This window comes from Micromonospora sp. WMMD1120, from assembly GCF_029626235.1.
In the GTDB taxonomy this organism is placed as follows: domain Bacteria; phylum Actinomycetota; class Actinomycetes; order Mycobacteriales; family Micromonosporaceae; genus Micromonospora.
Window position 1 is genome coordinate 1,832,467 of sequence record NZ_JARUBO010000005.1, and the last position, 18,063, is coordinate 1,850,529.

General features: G+C 71.5%; 19 protein-coding genes. 17 read left to right on the forward strand and 2 right to left on the reverse strand.

What is annotated here, in order from left to right; genetic code table 11:
* Positions 1-300 precede the first annotated feature (300 nt).
* The 12 genes from O7634_RS08695 to O7634_RS08750 all read left to right on the forward strand — a co-directional run bounded on the left by O7634_RS08695 (position 301) and on the right by O7634_RS08750 (position 12,353).
* Complete coding sequence (locus tag O7634_RS08695) at positions 301-1,053, forward strand: flavin reductase family protein (protein ID WP_278153913.1); 753 nt, start codon at positions 301-303, stop codon at positions 1,051-1,053.
* Positions 1,054-1,228: 175 nt separating this feature from the next.
* Complete coding sequence (locus tag O7634_RS08700) at positions 1,229-1,594, forward strand: DUF485 domain-containing protein (protein WP_278149623.1); 366 nt, start codon at positions 1,229-1,231, stop codon at positions 1,592-1,594.
* A complete protein-coding gene (locus O7634_RS08705; RefSeq protein ID WP_278149624.1) occupies positions 1,572-3,263 on the forward strand; it encodes a cation acetate symporter in 1,692 nt (563 codons plus the stop codon). The genes O7634_RS08700 and O7634_RS08705 overlap by 23 nt, the downstream gene beginning before the upstream one ends.
* Before the next feature lie 79 nt (positions 3,264-3,342).
* Positions 3,343-4,320 carry an NAD-dependent epimerase/dehydratase family protein gene (locus O7634_RS08710; protein WP_278149625.1) on the forward strand — a complete coding sequence of 326 codons (978 nt, stop codon included), beginning with the start codon at positions 3,343-3,345 and terminating at the stop codon, positions 4,318-4,320.
* A gap of 76 nt (positions 4,321-4,396) precedes the next feature.
* Positions 4,397-5,623, forward strand: coding sequence for an LCP family protein (locus O7634_RS08715; RefSeq protein WP_278149626.1), 1,227 nt, complete (start codon positions 4,397-4,399; stop codon positions 5,621-5,623).
* A 258-nt stretch (positions 5,624-5,881) separates the two neighbouring features.
* Positions 5,882-7,081: an LCP family protein gene (locus O7634_RS08720; protein ID WP_278149627.1), complete on the forward strand. Its 1,200-nt coding sequence runs from the start codon at positions 5,882-5,884 to the stop codon at positions 7,079-7,081.
* 219 nt (positions 7,082-7,300) lie between these two features.
* Entirely contained in the window at positions 7,301-8,218 is a 918-nt protein-coding gene (locus O7634_RS08725) for an LCP family protein (RefSeq protein ID WP_278149628.1), read from the forward strand.
* 58 nt (positions 8,219-8,276) lie between these two features.
* Positions 8,277-8,612 (forward strand): rhodanese-like domain-containing protein, encoded by a 336-nt coding sequence (locus tag O7634_RS08730; protein ID WP_278149629.1) that lies wholly within the window; start codon positions 8,277-8,279, stop codon positions 8,610-8,612.
* 10 nt (positions 8,613-8,622) lie between these two features.
* Positions 8,623-9,411, forward strand: coding sequence for a glycerophosphodiester phosphodiesterase family protein (locus tag O7634_RS08735; RefSeq protein WP_278149630.1), 789 nt, complete (start codon positions 8,623-8,625; stop codon positions 9,409-9,411).
* Positions 9,412-9,455: 44 nt separating this feature from the next.
* On the forward strand, positions 9,456-10,910 hold the full coding sequence (locus O7634_RS08740) for a PAS domain-containing sensor histidine kinase (RefSeq protein WP_278149631.1): 1,455 nt from the start codon (positions 9,456-9,458) through the stop codon (positions 10,908-10,910).
* A gap of 66 nt (positions 10,911-10,976) precedes the next feature.
* Complete coding sequence (locus O7634_RS08745; RefSeq protein ID WP_278153914.1) at positions 10,977-11,402, forward strand: ATP-binding protein; 426 nt, start codon at positions 10,977-10,979, stop codon at positions 11,400-11,402.
* Positions 11,403-11,462: 60 nt separating this feature from the next.
* Entirely contained in the window at positions 11,463-12,353 is an 891-nt protein-coding gene (locus O7634_RS08750) for a DUF5926 family protein (RefSeq protein ID WP_278149632.1), read from the forward strand.
* A 24-nt stretch (positions 12,354-12,377) separates the two neighbouring features.
* Here the strand turns inward: O7634_RS08750 and O7634_RS08755 are convergent, their stop codons facing one another.
* A complete protein-coding gene (locus O7634_RS08755; protein ID WP_278149633.1) occupies positions 12,378-13,586 on the reverse strand; it encodes an arginine deiminase in 1,209 nt (402 codons plus the stop codon).
* A 163-nt stretch (positions 13,587-13,749) separates the two neighbouring features.
* Here O7634_RS08755 and O7634_RS08760 point away from each other — a divergent pair, with 163 nt between their 5' ends.
* The 5 genes from O7634_RS08760 to pheA all read left to right on the forward strand — a co-directional run bounded on the left by O7634_RS08760 (position 13,750) and on the right by pheA (position 17,233).
* Positions 13,750-14,487, forward strand: coding sequence for a hypothetical protein (locus O7634_RS08760; RefSeq protein ID WP_278149634.1), 738 nt, complete (start codon positions 13,750-13,752; stop codon positions 14,485-14,487).
* Positions 14,488-14,655: 168 nt separating this feature from the next.
* Entirely contained in the window at positions 14,656-15,114 is a 459-nt protein-coding gene (locus O7634_RS08765) for a hypothetical protein (RefSeq protein WP_278149635.1), read from the forward strand.
* A gap of 75 nt (positions 15,115-15,189) precedes the next feature.
* Positions 15,190-15,573: an ACT domain-containing protein gene (locus tag O7634_RS08770; protein ID WP_278149636.1), complete on the forward strand. Its 384-nt coding sequence runs from the start codon at positions 15,190-15,192 to the stop codon at positions 15,571-15,573.
* A gap of 147 nt (positions 15,574-15,720) precedes the next feature.
* Positions 15,721-16,266 carry a hypothetical protein gene (locus O7634_RS08775; RefSeq protein WP_278149637.1) on the forward strand — a complete coding sequence of 182 codons (546 nt, stop codon included), beginning with the start codon at positions 15,721-15,723 and terminating at the stop codon, positions 16,264-16,266.
* A 10-nt stretch (positions 16,267-16,276) separates the two neighbouring features.
* A complete protein-coding gene (gene pheA / locus O7634_RS08780; RefSeq protein WP_278149638.1) occupies positions 16,277-17,233 on the forward strand; it encodes a prephenate dehydratase in 957 nt (318 codons plus the stop codon).
* 44 nt (positions 17,234-17,277) lie between these two features.
* Here pheA and O7634_RS08785 read toward each other — a convergent pair whose 3' ends face one another.
* Entirely contained in the window at positions 17,278-18,000 is a 723-nt protein-coding gene (locus tag O7634_RS08785; protein WP_278149639.1) for an AIM24 family protein, read from the reverse strand.
* Positions 18,001-18,063 lie beyond the last annotated feature (63 nt).

Genomic DNA, 18,063 nt, shown 5'->3' on the forward strand with positions numbered 1-18,063 from the left:
GCGGTTGGGTCCAGCGTGGGGCCGCCCCGGTCATCCCCCGGTCGGGGCGGCCCCGTCGACCGGGAGGAGATCAGCCGTGTTCGGGTTCGTTCGGGGCAGGAAGGGGGCGCTGTGGTCGTACCCAAGAAGGAAGCCGGCGGCACCGGCGGCGGTGACGGGCGCGGAGGGGCCGCCGGCCAGGTCCGCGCAGTTGCCGGGATATTGGTGCCTCTCGCGCCTGGGATGCAGCAACATCCCGGAAGGTGCCCGGATCTTCGCGCGGGGCGTAGGGCCGCACCGGTGAGTCCGCCGCACCTGCCGATGCGGCCGCTCTGGCGGTGCCGTGGCTGCGGCGCGCTCTGGCCGTGTCAGCCGGCGCGGCTGGCCCTGCTCGCCGAGTACCGGGGTGACCGGGTGGGGCTGCTGGTCTACCTGGGTGCCCTCATGGCCGAGGCCGGCGATCAGCTCGCCCGGTTGAACGGGCGCCCCGCCGATCTGCACGAACGCTTCCTTGGTTGGGCGAGAGCCCGGGGCGGCACAATGTTTCACGTGAATCATGAGCCGGGCGCCGAGATCCACCACACCGATCCCTTCGCGGTGCCGGCCGGGCAGCGGTCACGGGTCCGCCGGCTGCGGGGTCGCCTCGCCGCGCCGGTGACCCTCTGGACGGCGCCCGGCCCGGCCGGGCTGACGGTCTCGTCCACCCTGGTGGCCGAGGGGGAGCCGGACCGGCTGCTCGGGCTGATCGACGCCGAGTCCGACCTCTGGGCCGCCGCGCAGGAGTCGGGTCGGTTCGCCGTGTCGCCGCTCGGCCCGCCGCACCGGCAGCTCGCCGACCGGTTCGCCGGCCTCTTTCCCGCCCCGGGTGGTCTCTTCGCCGACGGCGCGTGGACCGAGACGCCGTACGGGCCGGTCCCGGCGGACGCCGGTGGCTGGGCCGGATGCCGGCTGGACACCGCCCGGGAGTACGGCTGGGCCCTGCTGGTGGAGGCCACCATCGAGGCGGTCGAGCTGACCGAGGAGAGTGCGCCGCTGCTGCACTACCGCGGCCGTTACCACGAGCTGCCGACCTGACCGGGCAATCCGCGCCGGCCGACCGATCATCGCGGTGATCTGAGTCACTTGGCGCAGCCAGTCAACCGCTCAGCGCAGTCGCCGACCGGCGTCGATCTCGGCCTTCCCTGCCGGCGAGTGCGCTCTCTACGGTGCGCGAAACTCCCCTGACGCCTGTGAAGGTGGTGATCCACAGATGTCCACGGACACACCCGCTCCGGCCGCTCCCCAGTCGGACAAGTACCTGACCGTACAACGGTCGGACGAGTTCGCCGGGCTGCGGCGTGCGCTGCGCGGCTTCGTCTTCCCGATGACCGTCGCGTTCTTCCTGTGGTATGCGCTCTACGTCATTCTCTCCGCGTACGCCCGGGACTTCATGGGCACGAGGCTGTTCGGCAGCAACATCAACGTCGCGCTGGTCTTCGGCCTGCTCCAGTTCGTCTCCACGTTCCTGATCGCCTGGCTCTACTCCCGGTACGCGGACCGGAAGATCGACCCCATCGCCGACCGGATCCGCGCCGAGATCGGGGAGGTGACCCATGAGCACGGTCCACGCGGTTGAGACGTTCCTCGCGGCGGACGCGCCCGATCACACCGCCCGTAACCTGACCATCACGCTCTTCCTGGTCTTCGTGGCGGTGACCCTCGGCATCACCATCTGGGCCAGCCGGCAGACCAAGACGGCAACCGACTTCTACGCCGGAGGCCGGTCCTTCTCCGGCTTCCAGAACGGCATGGCGATCGGTGGCGACTACATGTCCGCCGCCTCGTTCCTCGGCATCGCCGGCATCATCGCGCTCTACGGGTACGACGGCTTCCTCTACTCGATCGGCTTCCTGGTCGCCTGGTTGGTGGCCCTGCTGCTGGTCGCGGAGCTGCTGCGCAACTCGGGCCGGTACACGATGGCCGACGTGCTGGCCTTCCGGATGCGGCAGCGTCCGGTGCGTACGGCGGCGGCGGTCTCCACCATCACGGTGTCGATCTTCTATCTGCTCGCGCAGATGGTCGGCGCGGGCGCGCTGGTCGCGCTGCTGCTCGGCATCAAGCCGGGGACGACGTTCCTCGGCATGGACGCCGACACCGCGAAGGTGGCGACCATCATCATGGTCGGCGCCCTGATGATCATCTACGTCACCGTGGGTGGCATGAAGGGCACCACCTACGTGCAGATCGTCAAGGCGTTCCTGCTCATGGGCGGCGCGCTGCTGATGACGATCCTGGTGCTGGCGAAGTTCAACTTCAACCTGTCGGCGCTACTGGGCCAGGCGGCCGAGGCGTCCGGCAAGGGCAGCGCGTTCCTCGAACCCGGTCTGCGCTACGGGGTCGAGGTCGCCGGGAACTCGACGCAGACGTTCTACAACAAGATGGACCTGCTGTCCCTGGGCATCGCCCTGGTGCTCGGCACCGCCGGCCTGCCGCACATCCTGATCCGCTTCTACACGGTGCCGACCGCGAAGGCGGCCCGCAAGAGCGTGCTCTGGGCCATCGGCATCATCGGCACCTTCTACCTGCTCACCCTCGCGCTCGGCTTCGGTGCGGCGGCGCTGGTCGGCGGCCAGGCGATCACCGCCCAGGACAAGGCCGGCAACACCGCCGCGCCGCAGTTGGCCGAGGCGCTCGGCATCGACTTCTTCGGCGGCGACCTGGGGGGCGCGGCCCTGCTGGCGATCATCGCGGCGGTCGCCTTCGCCACCATCCTCGCGGTGGTCGCCGGGTTGACGCTGGCCTCGTCGTCCAGCCTGGCGCACGACTTCTACGCGAACGTGCTGAAGAGGGGCGACACGTCGGAGCGACAGGAGGTACGGGTCGCCCGGATCTCCGCCCTGGCGATCGGCGCGGTGTCGATCGCCCTGTCGATCTACGCGCAGAACCTCAACGTGGCGTTCCTGGTGGCGCTGGCCTTCGCGGTCGCCGCCTCCGGCAACCTGCCGGCGATCCTCTACAGCCTCTTCTGGCGGCGGTTCAACACCTCCGGAGCGGTGTGGGCGATCTACGGCGGTCTGCTCTCGGCAGTGGTGCTGGTGTTCTTCTCGCCGGTGGTCTCGGGCGGGGCGACCTCGATGTTCCCGGACCACGACTGGCAGTGGTTCCCGCTGTCCAACCCGGGCATCCTCTCCATCCCGTTCGGCTTCCTGTGCGGGTGGATCGGCACCGTCATCTCCAAGGAGCATGACGAGGACAAGTACGCGGAGCTGGAGGTTCGCGCCCTCACCGGCGCCGGCGCCCACTGACGCGACACCCGGGCCCCCGGCGACGCCACGCGTCGCCGGGGGCCCGACCGCATCCGGGGCGGTCGGTAGGCTGACCGGTATGAAGGTTGCTGAGCGCTTTGGTTCCGGTCACCGCGTCCTCGTCACCGGCGGTGCGGGCTTCGTGCCGTCGCACCTGGTGGACGTCCTGATCGGCCGTGGGTGCACGGTGGTGGTCGTGGACAACTTCGTCACCGGTTCCAAGGAGAACGTGGCGCACCTGCTGGACCGGCCGACCTTCACCCTCGTCGAGGCGGACATCTCCGACGGCCTGCCGACCCACCACCCGGCGCTGGCCGAGCGGTTCGACGCCATCCTGCACATGGCCTCCCCGGCCAGCCCGACCGACTTCGCCCAACTGCCGGTGGAGATCCTCCGGGTCGGCTCGGTGGGCACCCTGCACCTCTTGGAGCGGGCGGTCGCCGACGGCGCGCGGTTCCTGATGGCCTCCACCTCCGAGGCGTACGGAGACCCGAAGGAGCACCCGCAGCGCGAGACCTACTGGGGCAACGTCAACCCGATCGGGGTCCGCAGCGTCTACGACGAGGCGAAGCGCTTCTCCGAGGCCGCGACGATGGCGTACCACCGCTACCGCGGGCTCGACGCGGCGATCGTCCGGATCTTCAACACGTACGGCCCCCGGATGCGCCCCGACGACGGCCGCGCCATCCCCACCTTCGTCTCGCAGGCGCTGCGCGGCGAGCCGATCACCGTGCACGGCACCGGCAACCAGACCCGGTCCATCTGCTTCGTCGAGGACCTGGTGCGGGGCATCCTGCTGTTGCTCGACTCGACCGAGACGGGCCCGGTCAACTGCGGCACCGAGCACGAGCTGTCGATGCGGCAACTGGCCGAGTTGATCGTGTCGCTCTCCGGCAGCACCTCCGAGGTGACCTACGTCACCCGCAGCTCGGACGACCCGGAGATGCGCCGGCCGGACCTCACTCTCGCTCGTGAACTGCTCGGGTACGAGCCGACGGTGGCGCCCGAAGACGGCCTTCGACGCACGATCGAGTACTTCCGGGAGCGGCTAGGGTAACCGGCGCGTTGCGCGCCGCCTGCCGCTGAGTGTCGCCTGAAGGCGGCGGTGGCTCCCGCTACGTACCCTGAGTTACATGTCCGCGACGTCGTCTGCCGACCTTCCGCATCCATACCTGAACCGCAGCGCCGGACGTGCCGCGGTGCCCGGTCCCGACCGGGGCGTCTCCGGGCGCGCCCGTCCGTCCGAGGCGCGCTTCTACCCGTCGTACGACGAGGAGCAGCCCCGCCCGGGCGGCCCGGTCGGGCCGACGGGGCCCGGCGGTCCGGGCGGCGCCGGCGGTCCGGGGCGGCGTGGCCCCCGACCGCGCTGGGGTCGGATCGCCCTCGTGGCCGGGGTGGCGGTGCTGGTGCTGGCGCTGCTCGGCGGCGTGGGGGCCTGGCTGTACGCCCGCAACCTCGACTCCGACCTGGCCCGCACCGACCCGTTCGCGGAGATCACCGGAGGCCGGCCGGCGAAGCCGGTCGAGGGTGCGCTGAACATCCTGCTGGTCGGCAGCGACTCCCGGGACCCGGACGCCCCGGTCGACACCAAGAGCCAGTGGCGCGCCGACACGATCATCGTGATGCACATCCCGGCGGACCACCAGGAGGCGTACCTGGTCTCCATCCCGCGTGACCTGTACGTGCCGATCCCGGAGAGCGCCGGTGCCGACTGCGGGTCCGGCCAGCGGGCGAAGATCAACGCGGCGTTCGCGTTCGGTGGGCTGCCGCTGGCGGTACGCACCGTGGAGTGCTTCACCGACGTCCGGATCGACCACGTCATGGCGATCGACTTCGGCGGCTTCAAGGAGGTCACCGACGCCCTCGGCGGGGTGGACCTGAAGGTGGAGCGGACGATCACCTCGATCCACAAGCCGTACCGGACGTTCACCAAGGGAACCAACCACATGGACGGCGCGGAGGCGCTGGACTGGATCCGGCAGCGCAAGCAGTTCCCGGACGGGGACTTCGCCCGGATGCGGCACCAGCAGGAGTTCCTACGGGCGCTGATGGACAAGGCGGCCAGCAGCGGCACGCTGGCGAACCCGAAGAAGCTCAACGACTTCCTCCGGTCGGTGACCGCGGCCGTAACCGTCGACCAGTCGTTCTCGGTTACCGATATGGCGTTGCAGTTCCGCAACCTGCGCGGCGAGAACCTGACCTTCGTGACCAGCCCGAACTCGGGTAGCGACACGATCAACGGCGAGTCGGTTGTGGTATCGGACCGGGAGAGGGCGCTCGCGATGTACCGGGCCATGTCCGCCGACACCATGGCGGACTGGGTCAAGGCCAACCCGCCGAAGGGCAACAACGGCGGCTGACCGCGGCACGGGCGGCGCCACCGTACGACGCACGGCGGCCCGACGGGCACCTGCCCGTTCGGCTTATCGAGTCTCGACGATCGACCGAGTCGGGAAAATTCGACGTCCGGATTGACCCGCGATGAACTCGCCAAGTCGATTTGATGTACGTACAGTGGTGCCGCCCCCTCCTGATCACGAGCTGGAGCACGCATGCCGGTTCAGGCCAGTCGTCGCCCTTCCTCCTCCGGGTCCGCCGCGCCCAGCGGTCGAGTCGGTGTGGCCATCCCCGCGCAGTCGCGCCTCTCGGGTGGCGGACCGGCCACACCACCACCCGGTGGCGGCGGCGCTGGTGGCGGCGGCACAGGGGGCGGGTCGGCGAAGAAGCGCAGCAAGCGCAAGGACCCACTCTGGGCCCGTCTGACGGTGGTCTTCGGTGCCGTGCTGATGCTGAGCAGCGGGGTGGCCATCGTCGGCAGCAAGGCGCTGATCGCGCAGGCGACCGGTGACATCGCCAAGGGCAACCTGCTGGGTGACGCCGGCAAGTCCGACGCCGAGGGCGGGGCGAGCCTGGACGGCCCCATCGACATGCTGCTGCTCGGCGTGGACGCCCGGGAGCGCTGGGCCGCCGACGACGTCCGCTCGGACAGCATCATCATCCTGCACATCCCCGCCTCGCACGACCAGGCATACCTGATCTCGATCCCGCGCGACACCGAGGCGCAGATCCCCCCGTTCAAGAAGAGCGGCTACGGCGGTGGCACCGGAAAGATCAATGCCGCCTTCCAGGCCGGCGCCGCCAACGGTGGCGGCTGGGAGGGTGGCGCCCAGTTGATGGCACAGACCATCAAGCGCCTGACCGGGATCAGCTTCGACGGCGCGGCGATCATCAACTTCGGCGGTTTCAAGAACGTCATCGACACCCTGGGCACCGTGCGCATCTGCGTCAGCCAGGAGGTCAAGTCGCTGCACATGTCGTACGTCGACGGTAAGCCGATGTGGAACGCGGACGCGAAGAAGACCGGCAAGCCGAGGACGCCGGTGGTGCACAAGAAGGGCTGCCAGGAGATGGAGGGTTGGGCCGCGCTCGACTACTCCCGGCAGCGCAAGAGCCTCAAGAACGGCGACTACGACCGGCAGGCCAACCAGCAGCAGCTGATCAAGGCGATGGCCAAGAAGGCCACCGACGGCGGGATGTTGACCAACCCGGCCAAGATGAACAACCTGATCAAGGCGGCGGGCAAGGCTTTCGTGCTGGACACCGGCGGTGTCGCGATCGAGAAGTTCATCTTCACCATGCGCGGCGTCACGGCCAACGAGCTGACCATGCTCAAGACCAACAACGGCACCTTCCACGCCAACGGCAACAACACCGAGGGCCTGAGCGAAGAGACCATGGCCATGTTCCGGGCGGTCAAGGAGGACAAACTCGCCGAGTTCGTCTTCACCCACCCAGAGGTGATCTCCACCCGCAAGTGAGGTCGTGGTCGCGGAACGCCAGCGCCGCCGCCGTCACTCCCCGTAGCCTGACGTGAGCAGGTTTCACGTATCGGTTGCGGGGAGGCGGTCACGTCCAGGTGGGGACGGAACGCGGCGAGTCGGGCCGGAGCGGTCCGGTCCGCCCGGCCCGGCCGTGCCCGGGGGTCACGCATCCTGCTCGGCGTCGGCCTGGCGCTCGTCCTGCTGGCCGGGCTCGCCGTGGTCGGGCTCAAGACCCTCACCCACCGGTACGACCGCACCGTCACCAGGGAGCAGTTGCTCGACCCGGACGCTCGGGCCGACCGCACCGACCTCGACGGGCCCCTCAACTATCTGCTCGTCGGCTCCGACCGGCGGCCCGGTGACAGCGGGCCGGACCAGCGCTCGGACACCATCCTCATCGTGCACGTCCCCGCCGGGCAACGGGAGGCGTACCTGGTCTCCGTCCCGCGTGATTTGCTGGTCGCGATCCCACCCGCGAACGGGTTCGGCGGTGGGCAAGACAAGATCAATGCCGCGTACGAGCACGGCGGCGGCGGTCAGGCCGGCGCGCAACTGCTCTCCGCCACCCTGCACCGGCTCACCGGGATCAGGTTCGACGGCGCCGCGTTGATCGACTTCTCCGGCTTCCGGAAGGTGATCGACCTGCTCGGTGGGGTGCAGATGTGCGTGGACACCGAGGTGCGCTCGATCCACACGAACCGGGTCTTCCCCACCGGCTGCCAGCGGATGGACGGGGCACAGGCCCTCGACTACGTACGGCAGCGCTACGACCTCCCCGGCGGTGACTACGACCGGCAGCACCACCAGCAGCAGTTGCTCCGAGCGATGCTGGACAGCGCCGGCAGGTCCGACCTGCGCAGCAACCCCGTCAAGCTGGACCAGGTGCTACGGGCGGTCGGCGGCTCGTTGACAGTCGACACCAACGGCGTACCCCTGGAGGATCTGCTCCTCGCGCTGCGCGCGCTGCCGCCCGACGGCATGCGCGGCGTCCAGGTGCCGTCCTCCCCGCAGACCATCGACGAGGTCTCGTACGTGGTGCTGGAGAACGGGGGCGACGGGCTGTTCGAGGCGATTCGCGGCACCCGTGTGCCGGCCTGGGCCCAGGCCAACCCCCGCTGGGTGACCCGTTTGTGATGGTGCCGACGGCCCGGTCGGTGCCGAATCGGCCGTCGAGGATCTAGTCTTGCTAGCTGTGTTCGGACCCCAGGTTCCCACAGTGCCCGTGACCGAGATCGCCGACGACACCTACCTGCTCGACGTGCGGGAGGCCGACGAGTGGGCGGCCGGCCATGCCCCCACAGCGCACCACCTGCCGATGATGGAATTGCCGGCACGGCTGGCCGAGGTGCCCACCGACCGGGACGTGGCGGTGATCTGCCGTTCCGGCGGGCGTTCCGCCCAGGTCGTCGCCTACCTGATCAGCAACGGCTGGGAGCAGGTGCGAAACGCCGACGGCGGGATGCGCCAGTGGGCCGCGACCGGCCGACCGGTGGTCGACGCGAACGGACAGCCCGGTCAGGTCATCTGAGGTCGTCGGGATGGGCGGGCCACTGGTCTTCGCGCACCGCGGCGCCTCGTACGACCTCCCCGAGCACACCCTCGCCGCGTACCTCCGCGCACTCGACGAGGGCGCCGACGGCCTGGAGTGCGACGTCCGGCTGACCCGGGACGGGCACCTGGTCTGCGTGCACGACCGGCGGCTCGACCGCACCAGCAACGGCCGCGGCCTGGTCAGCGCACGTACGCTCGCCGAGCTGGACGCCCTGGATTTCGGCTCCTGGCACCCGGGCAGCGCGCCGAGCGGCGACCTGCCTCCGGACGAGTCGCACACCCGGTTGCTGACCCTGGCCCGGCTGCTGGACGCGGTGCTCGCGGCCGGCCGGCCGGTCCGGCTACTGGTCGAGACGAAGCACCCGTCCCGCTACGGCTCGAACGTGGAACGACGGCTGGTCGAGCTGCTGCGCCGCTACGGGTTGGCCGACCCGGCGCCGGACGATCCGGTGCAGGTCACCGTGATGTCGTTCTCCCCGCTGGCGGTCCGCCGGGTACGCGAGCTGGCCCCGGCGCTGCCCACCGTGCTGTTGCTGGAGGTGTTGCCGCGCTGGCTGCGGTTGGGCCGGCTGCCGTTCGGCACCCGGATCGCCGGGCCGGGCATCGGCCTGGTCCGGGCCCGCCCGCGGTTGCTGCCCGCGCTGCGCGCCGCCGGCAACCAGGTGTACGTCTGGACGGTGAACGAACCGACCGACCTTGAGCTGGTGTTGGCCGCCGGGGTGGACGGGATCATCACCGACCGGCCCGCCCACACCCTCGCCCGGCTGGAGCGCTGAGCCGGGGGGTGCCCAAATCCGGGTCCGCGGGGCAGACTCGGCACATGCCGGAGCGTATCGACTTCCCCGCTCTCCTCGCCGGCCACACCGTCGTCATCGAGATGATCAACTCGGGGGACGCGGGACTACCGGTCCTCACCCAGTTGCTCCGGGTGGCCCAGCCGGCACTCGGCGCTACCGGGATGGCGTTCGTCGAGTTCGGGCCGACCGGCGGTCGCGTGATCGCCGCCACCGGCGTGGCGGAGTGGGCCCTCGGCCGGCCCCTGGCGGTCGACGACCCGGACACTGTCTGCCTGCTCGCCGGTCCCCGGGTGCGCCAGGTGCGGGTGGGCGACCTGAACGGCAAGCTCGCCGCCGAGCTGGCCGGCAGCGGCCTGCGCCGGATGGTCGTCTCCCGGGCCGAGATCGGCGGTCACACCGCCGGCAGCCTGCACGCGCTCTACCCGGGCGACGACGAGCCGAGCGCCGAGCAGCTCGGTGCGATCACCTACCTCGCGGCCTGCGTGGCGCACATGTACGGCGACCAGAGCGGCCTGCCGGTGCACGGCGACGGCCCGGTGGTGGCAGCCCTCGCCGACGGGCTGGCCGTCGTGGACCGGGACGAGCACGTCCGGCTCTGGAACCCGGCCGCCGCCCAGGTCACCGGCCAGCCGGTGGAGCAGGCGCTGGGCCGTCCCCTGCCGTTCCCGCTGCCGCCGTCCGGTCAGGTCCGCGACCACCGGATGCCGGACGGGCGCTGGCTGCGGATCACCTCCGGCGAGCTGCCCGGTCCGGGCACGTTGCGGGTGGTCACCTTCCGCGACATCACCGACCAGCAGCGCCGCGACCACGACCGGGAGCTGTTCGTCGCGGTGACCAGCCACGAGCTGCGCACGCCGGTCACCGTCATCAAGGGGTACGCGGACACCCTCACCGACCACTGGGACTCGCTCAGCGACGTCGACCGGCGGCAGGCCGCCCGGGTGATCGGGCAGCGCGCCAACGAGCTGGCCCGGTTGGTGGACCGTCTGCTCAGCTCGGCGTCCGAGGTGGGGCCGGGCGACGAACCACCCAGCCCGTTCGACCTGGGCGAGGCGCTGCGCTCCGCCGTCGTGGACCTGCCGACGGAGCTGCGTCGCCGGTTGGTGCTGCTGCTGCCGAGCGACCTGCCCAAGGCGCTCGGCCACCGACCCAGCCTGGCCACGGTGCTCACCGAGTTGACGACGAACGCCGGGAAATACTCGGCGCCCGACTCACCGATCGAGATCAGCGCCTCCGCCGACGGTCACCTGGTGGCGTTCCGGGTCAGTGACCGGGGCATCGGCATCCGACCCGAGCACGTGGAACGGGCGTTCGACAGGTTCTGGCAGGGCGAGTCCGGGGACCGCCGGGGCTATCCGGGGGCAGGGTTGGGCCTCTATCTCGTCCGCCGGATCGTTGAACAACAGAATGGATGGGTATCCCTACGTCCGAGGACCGGCGGCGGTACGGTCGCAGAGGTGCGGCTACCACGCGGTTGACCGAGGTGGCGCGACGTGGAGGCGACGGTGGCAGCGGCAGTGGCAGCGAGGGATCGGGCGTGGTGTGTGGTGGTCCCCCACCACCCGGGCGGGGCACGGCTGGCCCGACACCGGCTCGCCGACGAGCTGGCGGACGTCGTACCGTCGACGCTCCTGGCGGATCTGATCGCGGTGCTGGCGGAGCTGGTGGGCAACGCGGTGCGGCACGCCCGGCCGCTGCCCGGCGGTGTGATCCGGGTGGCCTGGCGGTTGCGACAGTCGACCGACGGTGCCCTGGTCCAGCTCTGCGTGACCGACGGTGGCGCGGGCACCGCTCCCCGGCTGCGGACGGCCAGCCTCGACGCGGCGGACGGTCGAGGGCTGCACATCGTGGCCGGCCTGGCGAGCCGCTGGGGCGTCGAGCAGGACGGCATGGGCCAGCGGGTCTGGGCCGAGTTCGAGCCCACCGCCGCCCCGCCCCCCTCCCGTCCGCGTCTGCTGACAGCGGGCTGAAGCCCCGGGTGGGTGGGTCCGGCCCGCGGTGCGGCGCTGAGGGCTCTAGGCTGTGACGCCGTGAGCAAGCGTCGTAAGAACCAGCGCACCGCCGCCGACACCGCCGCCCCCCGCCGGGACAAGGTGCGGGATGTCTTCGTGCCGCGTCCGTTCGACGGGCTGGTCGACGAGGCCGAGTGGATCGCGCTGCGCGAGTTGGTGCCGGCCGCCTCCGCCCCGCTGCGGCTGACGCCCGCCCTGGTCGAGGAGTTCGGCGACCGGCAGGTGACGCTCGCCACCGTGTTGCCGATGGCCGCCCCGGCGGTCAGCAAGCCGGACGGTCGGGTGCTCATCGGTATCCAGCGCCACCAGCAGTCCGGTGACGTCTCCCGGGACCTGGCCGACGCGCTGCTCTGCGCGCTCCGCACCGAGCCGGGTGGTCAGGTGACGGTGCCACCGCTGCCCGGCCCCGGCCCCCGCCTCCAGGACATCCTGGAGGACGGTCCACTCGAGATCAGCATGCACGACGGCTTCGACTTCTGGCTCGACCCGGGGGCCACCGACGACCCGACCGTCCAGGCGTCGCTGGAGCGGGCGAACGCCGCGATCTACCCGACGGTGCGGCTGACCGCGGCGAAGGCCGCGTACTGGTGCCAGGTCCCGGAGAAGGCACACGTGCGGTGGGTGCTGGCGGACGACGAGGACGTCGCGCTGGACGCGCTGGCCCGGCTCGGCGCCGCCGGCACGCTGCCGCTCGGCGAGCAGACCAGGTTCGCCGGCATGTTCCGCGCGCACGGCCGGCTGGTGCCGGTCTGGGACCTGCCGGAGGAGACGCCGGCGGCGGAGTGGGAGGAGCCGGTGGCGCAGTTCGCCAAGCGGTACGCCGAGGCGCTCACCGTCACCGGTCCACTCGACGCGGCGAGCCGCCGGGCCCGTCAGGGCCTGCTGGGCCGCCAGCTCACCCTGCGCTGACGCCCGGCAGCTCGCCTCCGTCGCTCAGCGCAGCGGCTCGCGGCTGATCGGGCAGGACATGCAGCGGGGCCCGCCCCGGCCCGAGCCCAGCTCGGAGCCGGCGATGGGAATGACCTCGATGCCGGCGCGTTCGAGCTGTGCGTTGGTCTCGGTGTTGCGTTCGTAGCCGACGCAGAGCCGGGGCGCGAGCGCGAGGGTGTTGTTGCCGTCGTCCCACTGCTCCCGTTCCGCGGTGACCGGGTCCAGACCGGTGTCGATGACCCGCAGCACGTCGAGGTCCATCGCGTCGGCGGCGGCCCGCAGGAACGGCGCGGGGCCGTCCACCCGGGGGTCCGCGCCGTCCGCGCCCGCGATCACCGTGTACGCGGAGAGCGTGCTCGCGATGTTGGGGTACATCAGCACCGCGTCCACGTCGACCATCGTGCACACGGTGTCGAGATGCATGGTGGCGCGTTTCTGGGCGATCGGCACCACCAGGATGGTGTGCGCCAGACCGGCGGCGAAGACCTGCCGCCCGAGGCGTTCGGCGCCGGCCGGCGTGGTCCGCTCGCCCACCCCGACCGCCAGCACCCCGGGCGCGAGCAGGAGCACGTCCCCGCCCTCCAGGTGTTCGAGGTTCGGGCGGTAGACGAACTCGGTGCCGGCGAAGCGCGGGTGGTGACGGTAGATGGCGTCGGTCAGTGTGGTCTCGCGGCGGCGGGCCGGCATGGCCAGGCTGGTGACGCCCACCCGGTCGCCGATCCAGAGCGACGAGTCGCGGGTGAACAGCAGGTTGGGCAGTGGGTCGATGACGAACTCGTGCCGATCCATCAGCGTGTAGACCAGCCCGCCCGGCCGCTCCGAGCTGATCCGCAGCTCCTCGTGGGCGAGCCCGGCGGTGAGCACGTCGGCCAGGGCGGCCGGGTCCAGGTAGGAGAGGTGGTCGGCGACCCGGGCCCGGAGGGTGTCGCCGAGTCGCCGGGAGCGCAACACCTGCTCGGTGAGCTCGGCGCGGGCGTCCGCGACGGCGAGGGTCTCGGCCAGCAGGGTGGCCAGGTAGAGCACCTCGACGCCGCGCTCGCGGAGCGCGGCGGCGAACGCGTCGTGCTCCTCCTGGGCGCGCCCCACCCAGGGGATCGCGTCGAACAGAAGCGAGTCGTTGTTGCGTGGGGTGAGCCGGGCCAGTTCGGGGCCGGGCCGGTGCAGCAGTACGGTGCCGAGCCGGCCGACTTCACTGTCGACGTAGTGGGTCACACCCGCAGCGTAGGGCAGGGTTTAGCGGCATCCGAGAAAAGAACTGTGGATGAATATGGCATTCATCCACAGTCATTCCGGCGCTCCGGCTTGCCGAACACCGGTAGTGGCAACGTAGGGTAGTGAGGACATAACTTCGAGGGACCTTTTGCCGGAGGTCGCGATGACTGTCTTTCCCGCACGACGAGCCGTACCGTCCGCTCGGGCACTGCCGCCCGTCGCGGTGCCGCACCCCCGCGCCGAGTCGCCGGGGGTTCTCGAACCGGTCCGTCCGACACCGCTCGAGTGGGCCCGCCGTCGTCGGGCCGAGCGCGGTGCGCGCCGCCTGGAGGCGGCCGGGGCACGGGCTCTGGGGCGGCTCGACCACCTCGGGCCCGCCTGGCACGTCATCGAGTGGCCGCGCACCGACGTGGCGGACGTCCTCGACCGCGGTCAGGACGACCGCGCCGGATTCCTCGCCATCGGGCCGAGCGGGCTCTTCGCCGTGACCATCGCCGATCACGGCCGGGCCCGGGTGCTCGTCGCCGGTGACGTGGTGCAGATCAACGGCAAGCGGCCGCCATACGTGGCCGAGGCCCGCCGGGACGCCAAGCGGGCCAGCAAGGCCCTCTCCGACGCGGTGGGGCTGCCTGTTCCGGTGACGCCGGTGCTGACCTTCGTCGGCTCCGGCGTGATCAGTGTCTACGGGCTGCCGAAAGACTGCCTGATGGCCACCCACCGGGAACTGGACCGGCTCCTCGTGGCCGGTGGCAGCCGGATCAGCCCGGCCACCGCCGAGAAGCTGTCCCGGGTCGCCCAGCATCCCGGCACCTGGTTGAACGGCACCTACCGTCCAACAGCCGACTACCGGTGGTACGACGAGGGCCGAACGGCCGCTGACAAGCCGGCTCACCACCGGTAACGTCACCGGCGACGCCACGTGGCTCCGGTCCCCCCGTTCACCTCACCGGTTTCCGCGCCGTCGCCGGTCGCCTCGGTTCCCGCCGCGCGCCCGGTGACCTGGTGCGCTCGGTGATTCCGTCGGCGACCCGCTAGCGTGGACAGTCGATCGGTGCACATAGGAGGCGCGGTGGCCCACGTCGAACTTTCGCTCTCGGAAGCGTTCGTCTCGGCGGCGCAGGGCTCGACAGAGCCCGACTCCGACAACGTCGGCCAGTGGTCGCTGACGGTCTCCCGGGCCGACGAGCCGTGTCTGCTGATCGACGCCGGCACCCGGGTGGTGGCGATCTCCACGTCCGGCTGCGAGCTGCTCTGCCTGGGTGAGCCGGAGGGCCTGATCGGCCGCCCGCTGCTCGACGGCGGGTTGCGCCTGCTCGACTTCACGGCCAACCGGGGCGAGCTGACCGAAGCCGAGATCGACATGATCCCACCGCTGCTGGCCCTCTCCTCCGGCCGACTGGCCCGCGGGCTCCTGCGGGTGCAGGCCGCCTCGGCGGACAGCTCCGACGCGACAGTCGACGCGATCTCGACGCCACTGCTCACCGACGGTGCCGTCGCCGGTTCGCTCACCTTCTTCTCCGAGGTCTGACCTGCGGCGGAGTGTGTCCTTCGCCGCACGCGGCGTTGCGCGGGTGGGTCCGGGTCGAGGCCGTAAGGTGCCCTCATGCTCGATATCGTCCTGCTGCCGGGGGAGTACGCCGTGTGCCGGTTGCCGGCCGGCACCGTCCTACCGCACGCGCTGTCGAGCGGGCTGAGCGGCACCGACGTGGTGACGGTGAGCTGGACCTCCGACGGCATCTCCGTGATCTGCCCGAGCGACCGGGCACCGGAGCAGGCCGTGCTGGAGACTGCCTGGCGCTGCCTGCGGGTCACCGCCCCGGCTGACTCGACGGTCAGCCTCGCCGCGCTCGTCGACCCCCTCGCCGAGGCGCGGGTCAGCGCTGTCACGTTCTCCACCTTCGACACCGACTACCTGCTCGTGCCGGCCGTCCGGCTGACCGAGGGCACGGCCGCGCTCCAGCGTGCCGGGCACCGCGTCACCGGCTGAGCTTCACCCGGCCGGCCGCGCAACCTACGATGGGTTCGGCCGCCCCGGCCGCGACGAATCTTCCGATGTCCCGAGGACCGGCCCGTGCCGTTCGCCCCACCCCGCCCCGCGCTCCCCCCGACGCGGACGACTGTCGGCGTTCCACCGGTGCGCCGTGCGCCCGGGCGGCGCAGGGGCCGGCTCCTCCCCACGGCAGTGGCGGTGCTCGCCGTCGCGGCGTTGGCCGGCTGCGGCGCCCCACCCGGTCAGGACGAGCCGACCGCCGTGCCCAGTCGGAGCGCTGCCCCGACGACAGCGGCCCCGAGCACGGCCCCGGTGACCCCGCCGACCAGCGTGCCATCACGCGGCACGGTCAGCCCCACGCCGGACGCCGGGTACGTCGCCACGGCATGCCGGAACGGGCCGACCGGGCAGCAGGTGGTGGGACTGCTGCGTGGCCGCGCCGGGGTGCTCCCGACGAACGTCCGGGTCCAGGTCCGCACCGGGCCGCTGTGCGCCGGTGAGTGGCAGTTCACCGTGGTGGGGGTGACCGGGCACGAGGAACTCCAGGTGGTCACCCGCGGCAGTCGGTCGGCGCCGTCGCTGGTCACCGCCGGCACTGACGTCTGCACCATCGAGGTACGCGCCACCGCCCCGGTCGGGATCCGCACCCTTGCCTGCGACGCCGGTCCGGTCACCCGGCCGGGTGCGTAGTCTGATCGACATGCCGGGAACACCGCCGACGCGTTTCGTCTACCTCGGGCCGGAGGGCACATTCTCCGAGCAGGCCCTGCGCTCCGTGCCCGCGGCCGAGCGCGGCACCCGTACGCCCGCCCGCAGTGTCGGGGAGGCGCTGGACAGCGTCCGGGCGGGTGACGCGGATGCGGCGCTGGTGCCGCTGGAGAACTCGATCGGCGGGGCCGTGGGGGTCACGCTCGACGAGATGGCCGAGGGCGAGCCGTTGGTGATCACCCGGGAGGTGGTCCTGCCGGTGGACTTCGTGCTCGCCGCCCGGCCCGGCACCCCGCTGACCTCGATCCGCGCCGTGGCGGCCCACCCGCAGGCGTCCACCCAGTGCCGGGGGTGGCTGCACGACCATTTGCCCGACGCCGTGGTGGTCGACGTGCTGTCCAACGGCGCGGCCGCCGCGGGCGCCGCCACCGGCGAGTACGACGCGGCGATCTGCGCGCCGATCGGGGCGTCCCGGCACCGGCTCGCGATCCTCGCCGACAAGATCGCGGACCACCCGGACGCGGTGACCCGGTTCGCGCTGGTGTCCCGGCCGGGGCCGCCACCGCCGCCCACCGGCGACGATCTCACCTCGCTCGCCGTCTACATCGCGCACGACCGGGTCGGCGCGCTGTTGTCCGTGCTGATGGAGCTTGCCGTACGCGGGGTCAACCTGACCCGGATCGAGTCCCGTCCGACCGGTGAGGCGCTGGGCCGGTACGTCTTCTTCCTGGACTGCACCGGCCACGTCGCCGACGTACGTCTCGGCGAGGCGTTGCAGGGGTTGCGCCGGGTCTGCGCCGAGGTCCGGTTCCTCGGTTCGTACCCGCGTCACCGCTGGACCGACGCGCCCGCCGAACGGCCGGTGCCCGCGCCGGCGGGTCTCTCCGACGTCGACTACGCGGACGCGGCGGCCTGGCTGGCGCGCCTGCGCACCGGCGAGTTGACCTGACCCGGGGCGGCGCTCCCGCGACCGGGAGCGCCGCGCCGCCGCGATCAGCTCAGCAGACCGCCGAGCAGACCGCCCTCCTGCTGCTGCTGGCCACTGCCCATGACCGGCGGCTCCTCGGACGGCTGCACCACCACGAAGCCCTGACCGGCGAAGCTCATGGTGAACGACTCACCGGTGCGGCGACCGAGCAGGGTGCCGAGGCCGAGCTGCTCGGCGCGGTGGTAGCCGGTCTGCAGGTTGGCCGACCAGCAGACCGCCGCCTGCGGGTCGACGTACGTCGGGGCGTCGACGTTGAGCACGACCGGGGTGCCCTTCGTGGTGATGGCGATCCGTCCGTAGCCACTGAACACGCAGTTGAAGAGGCCGGACGAGGAGGCCATTCCGGCGCCGCCGACCATCCTGATGTCGTACTGGAGGGTGGATTCGAAGGCGAGCACGCTGGAACCGTTGATCGAGAGGGCGTCGCCCGGCTCCAGGTCGATGACGTGGACGTCCTTCGCCAGCTCCGCGAGGAAGACGTCCCCCTGGCCGGAGACCTTCATCAGCGGAACGCCCTCACCGGTGAGCTTCTGCTTGAGGAACTTGCCGAGCCCGCCCGAGCCGAGCGCCTGGAACTGCACGTTGCCCTGGTAGGCGACCATCGAGCCGACCCGGGCCATCGCCTCGCCGTTCAGCTCGATCTTCAGCATCTTGGAGTTCTGTAGCCGCATGCCGGGCTGCGCGGACTCCTTCTCCAGATTCTCGGTGGAGAACAGCTCGCTGCGCATGAAGGGCCTCCTGAATAGTGTCGCGTTCGCTGCACCGACGGTAGGCGACCTCGGCAAGCGGCA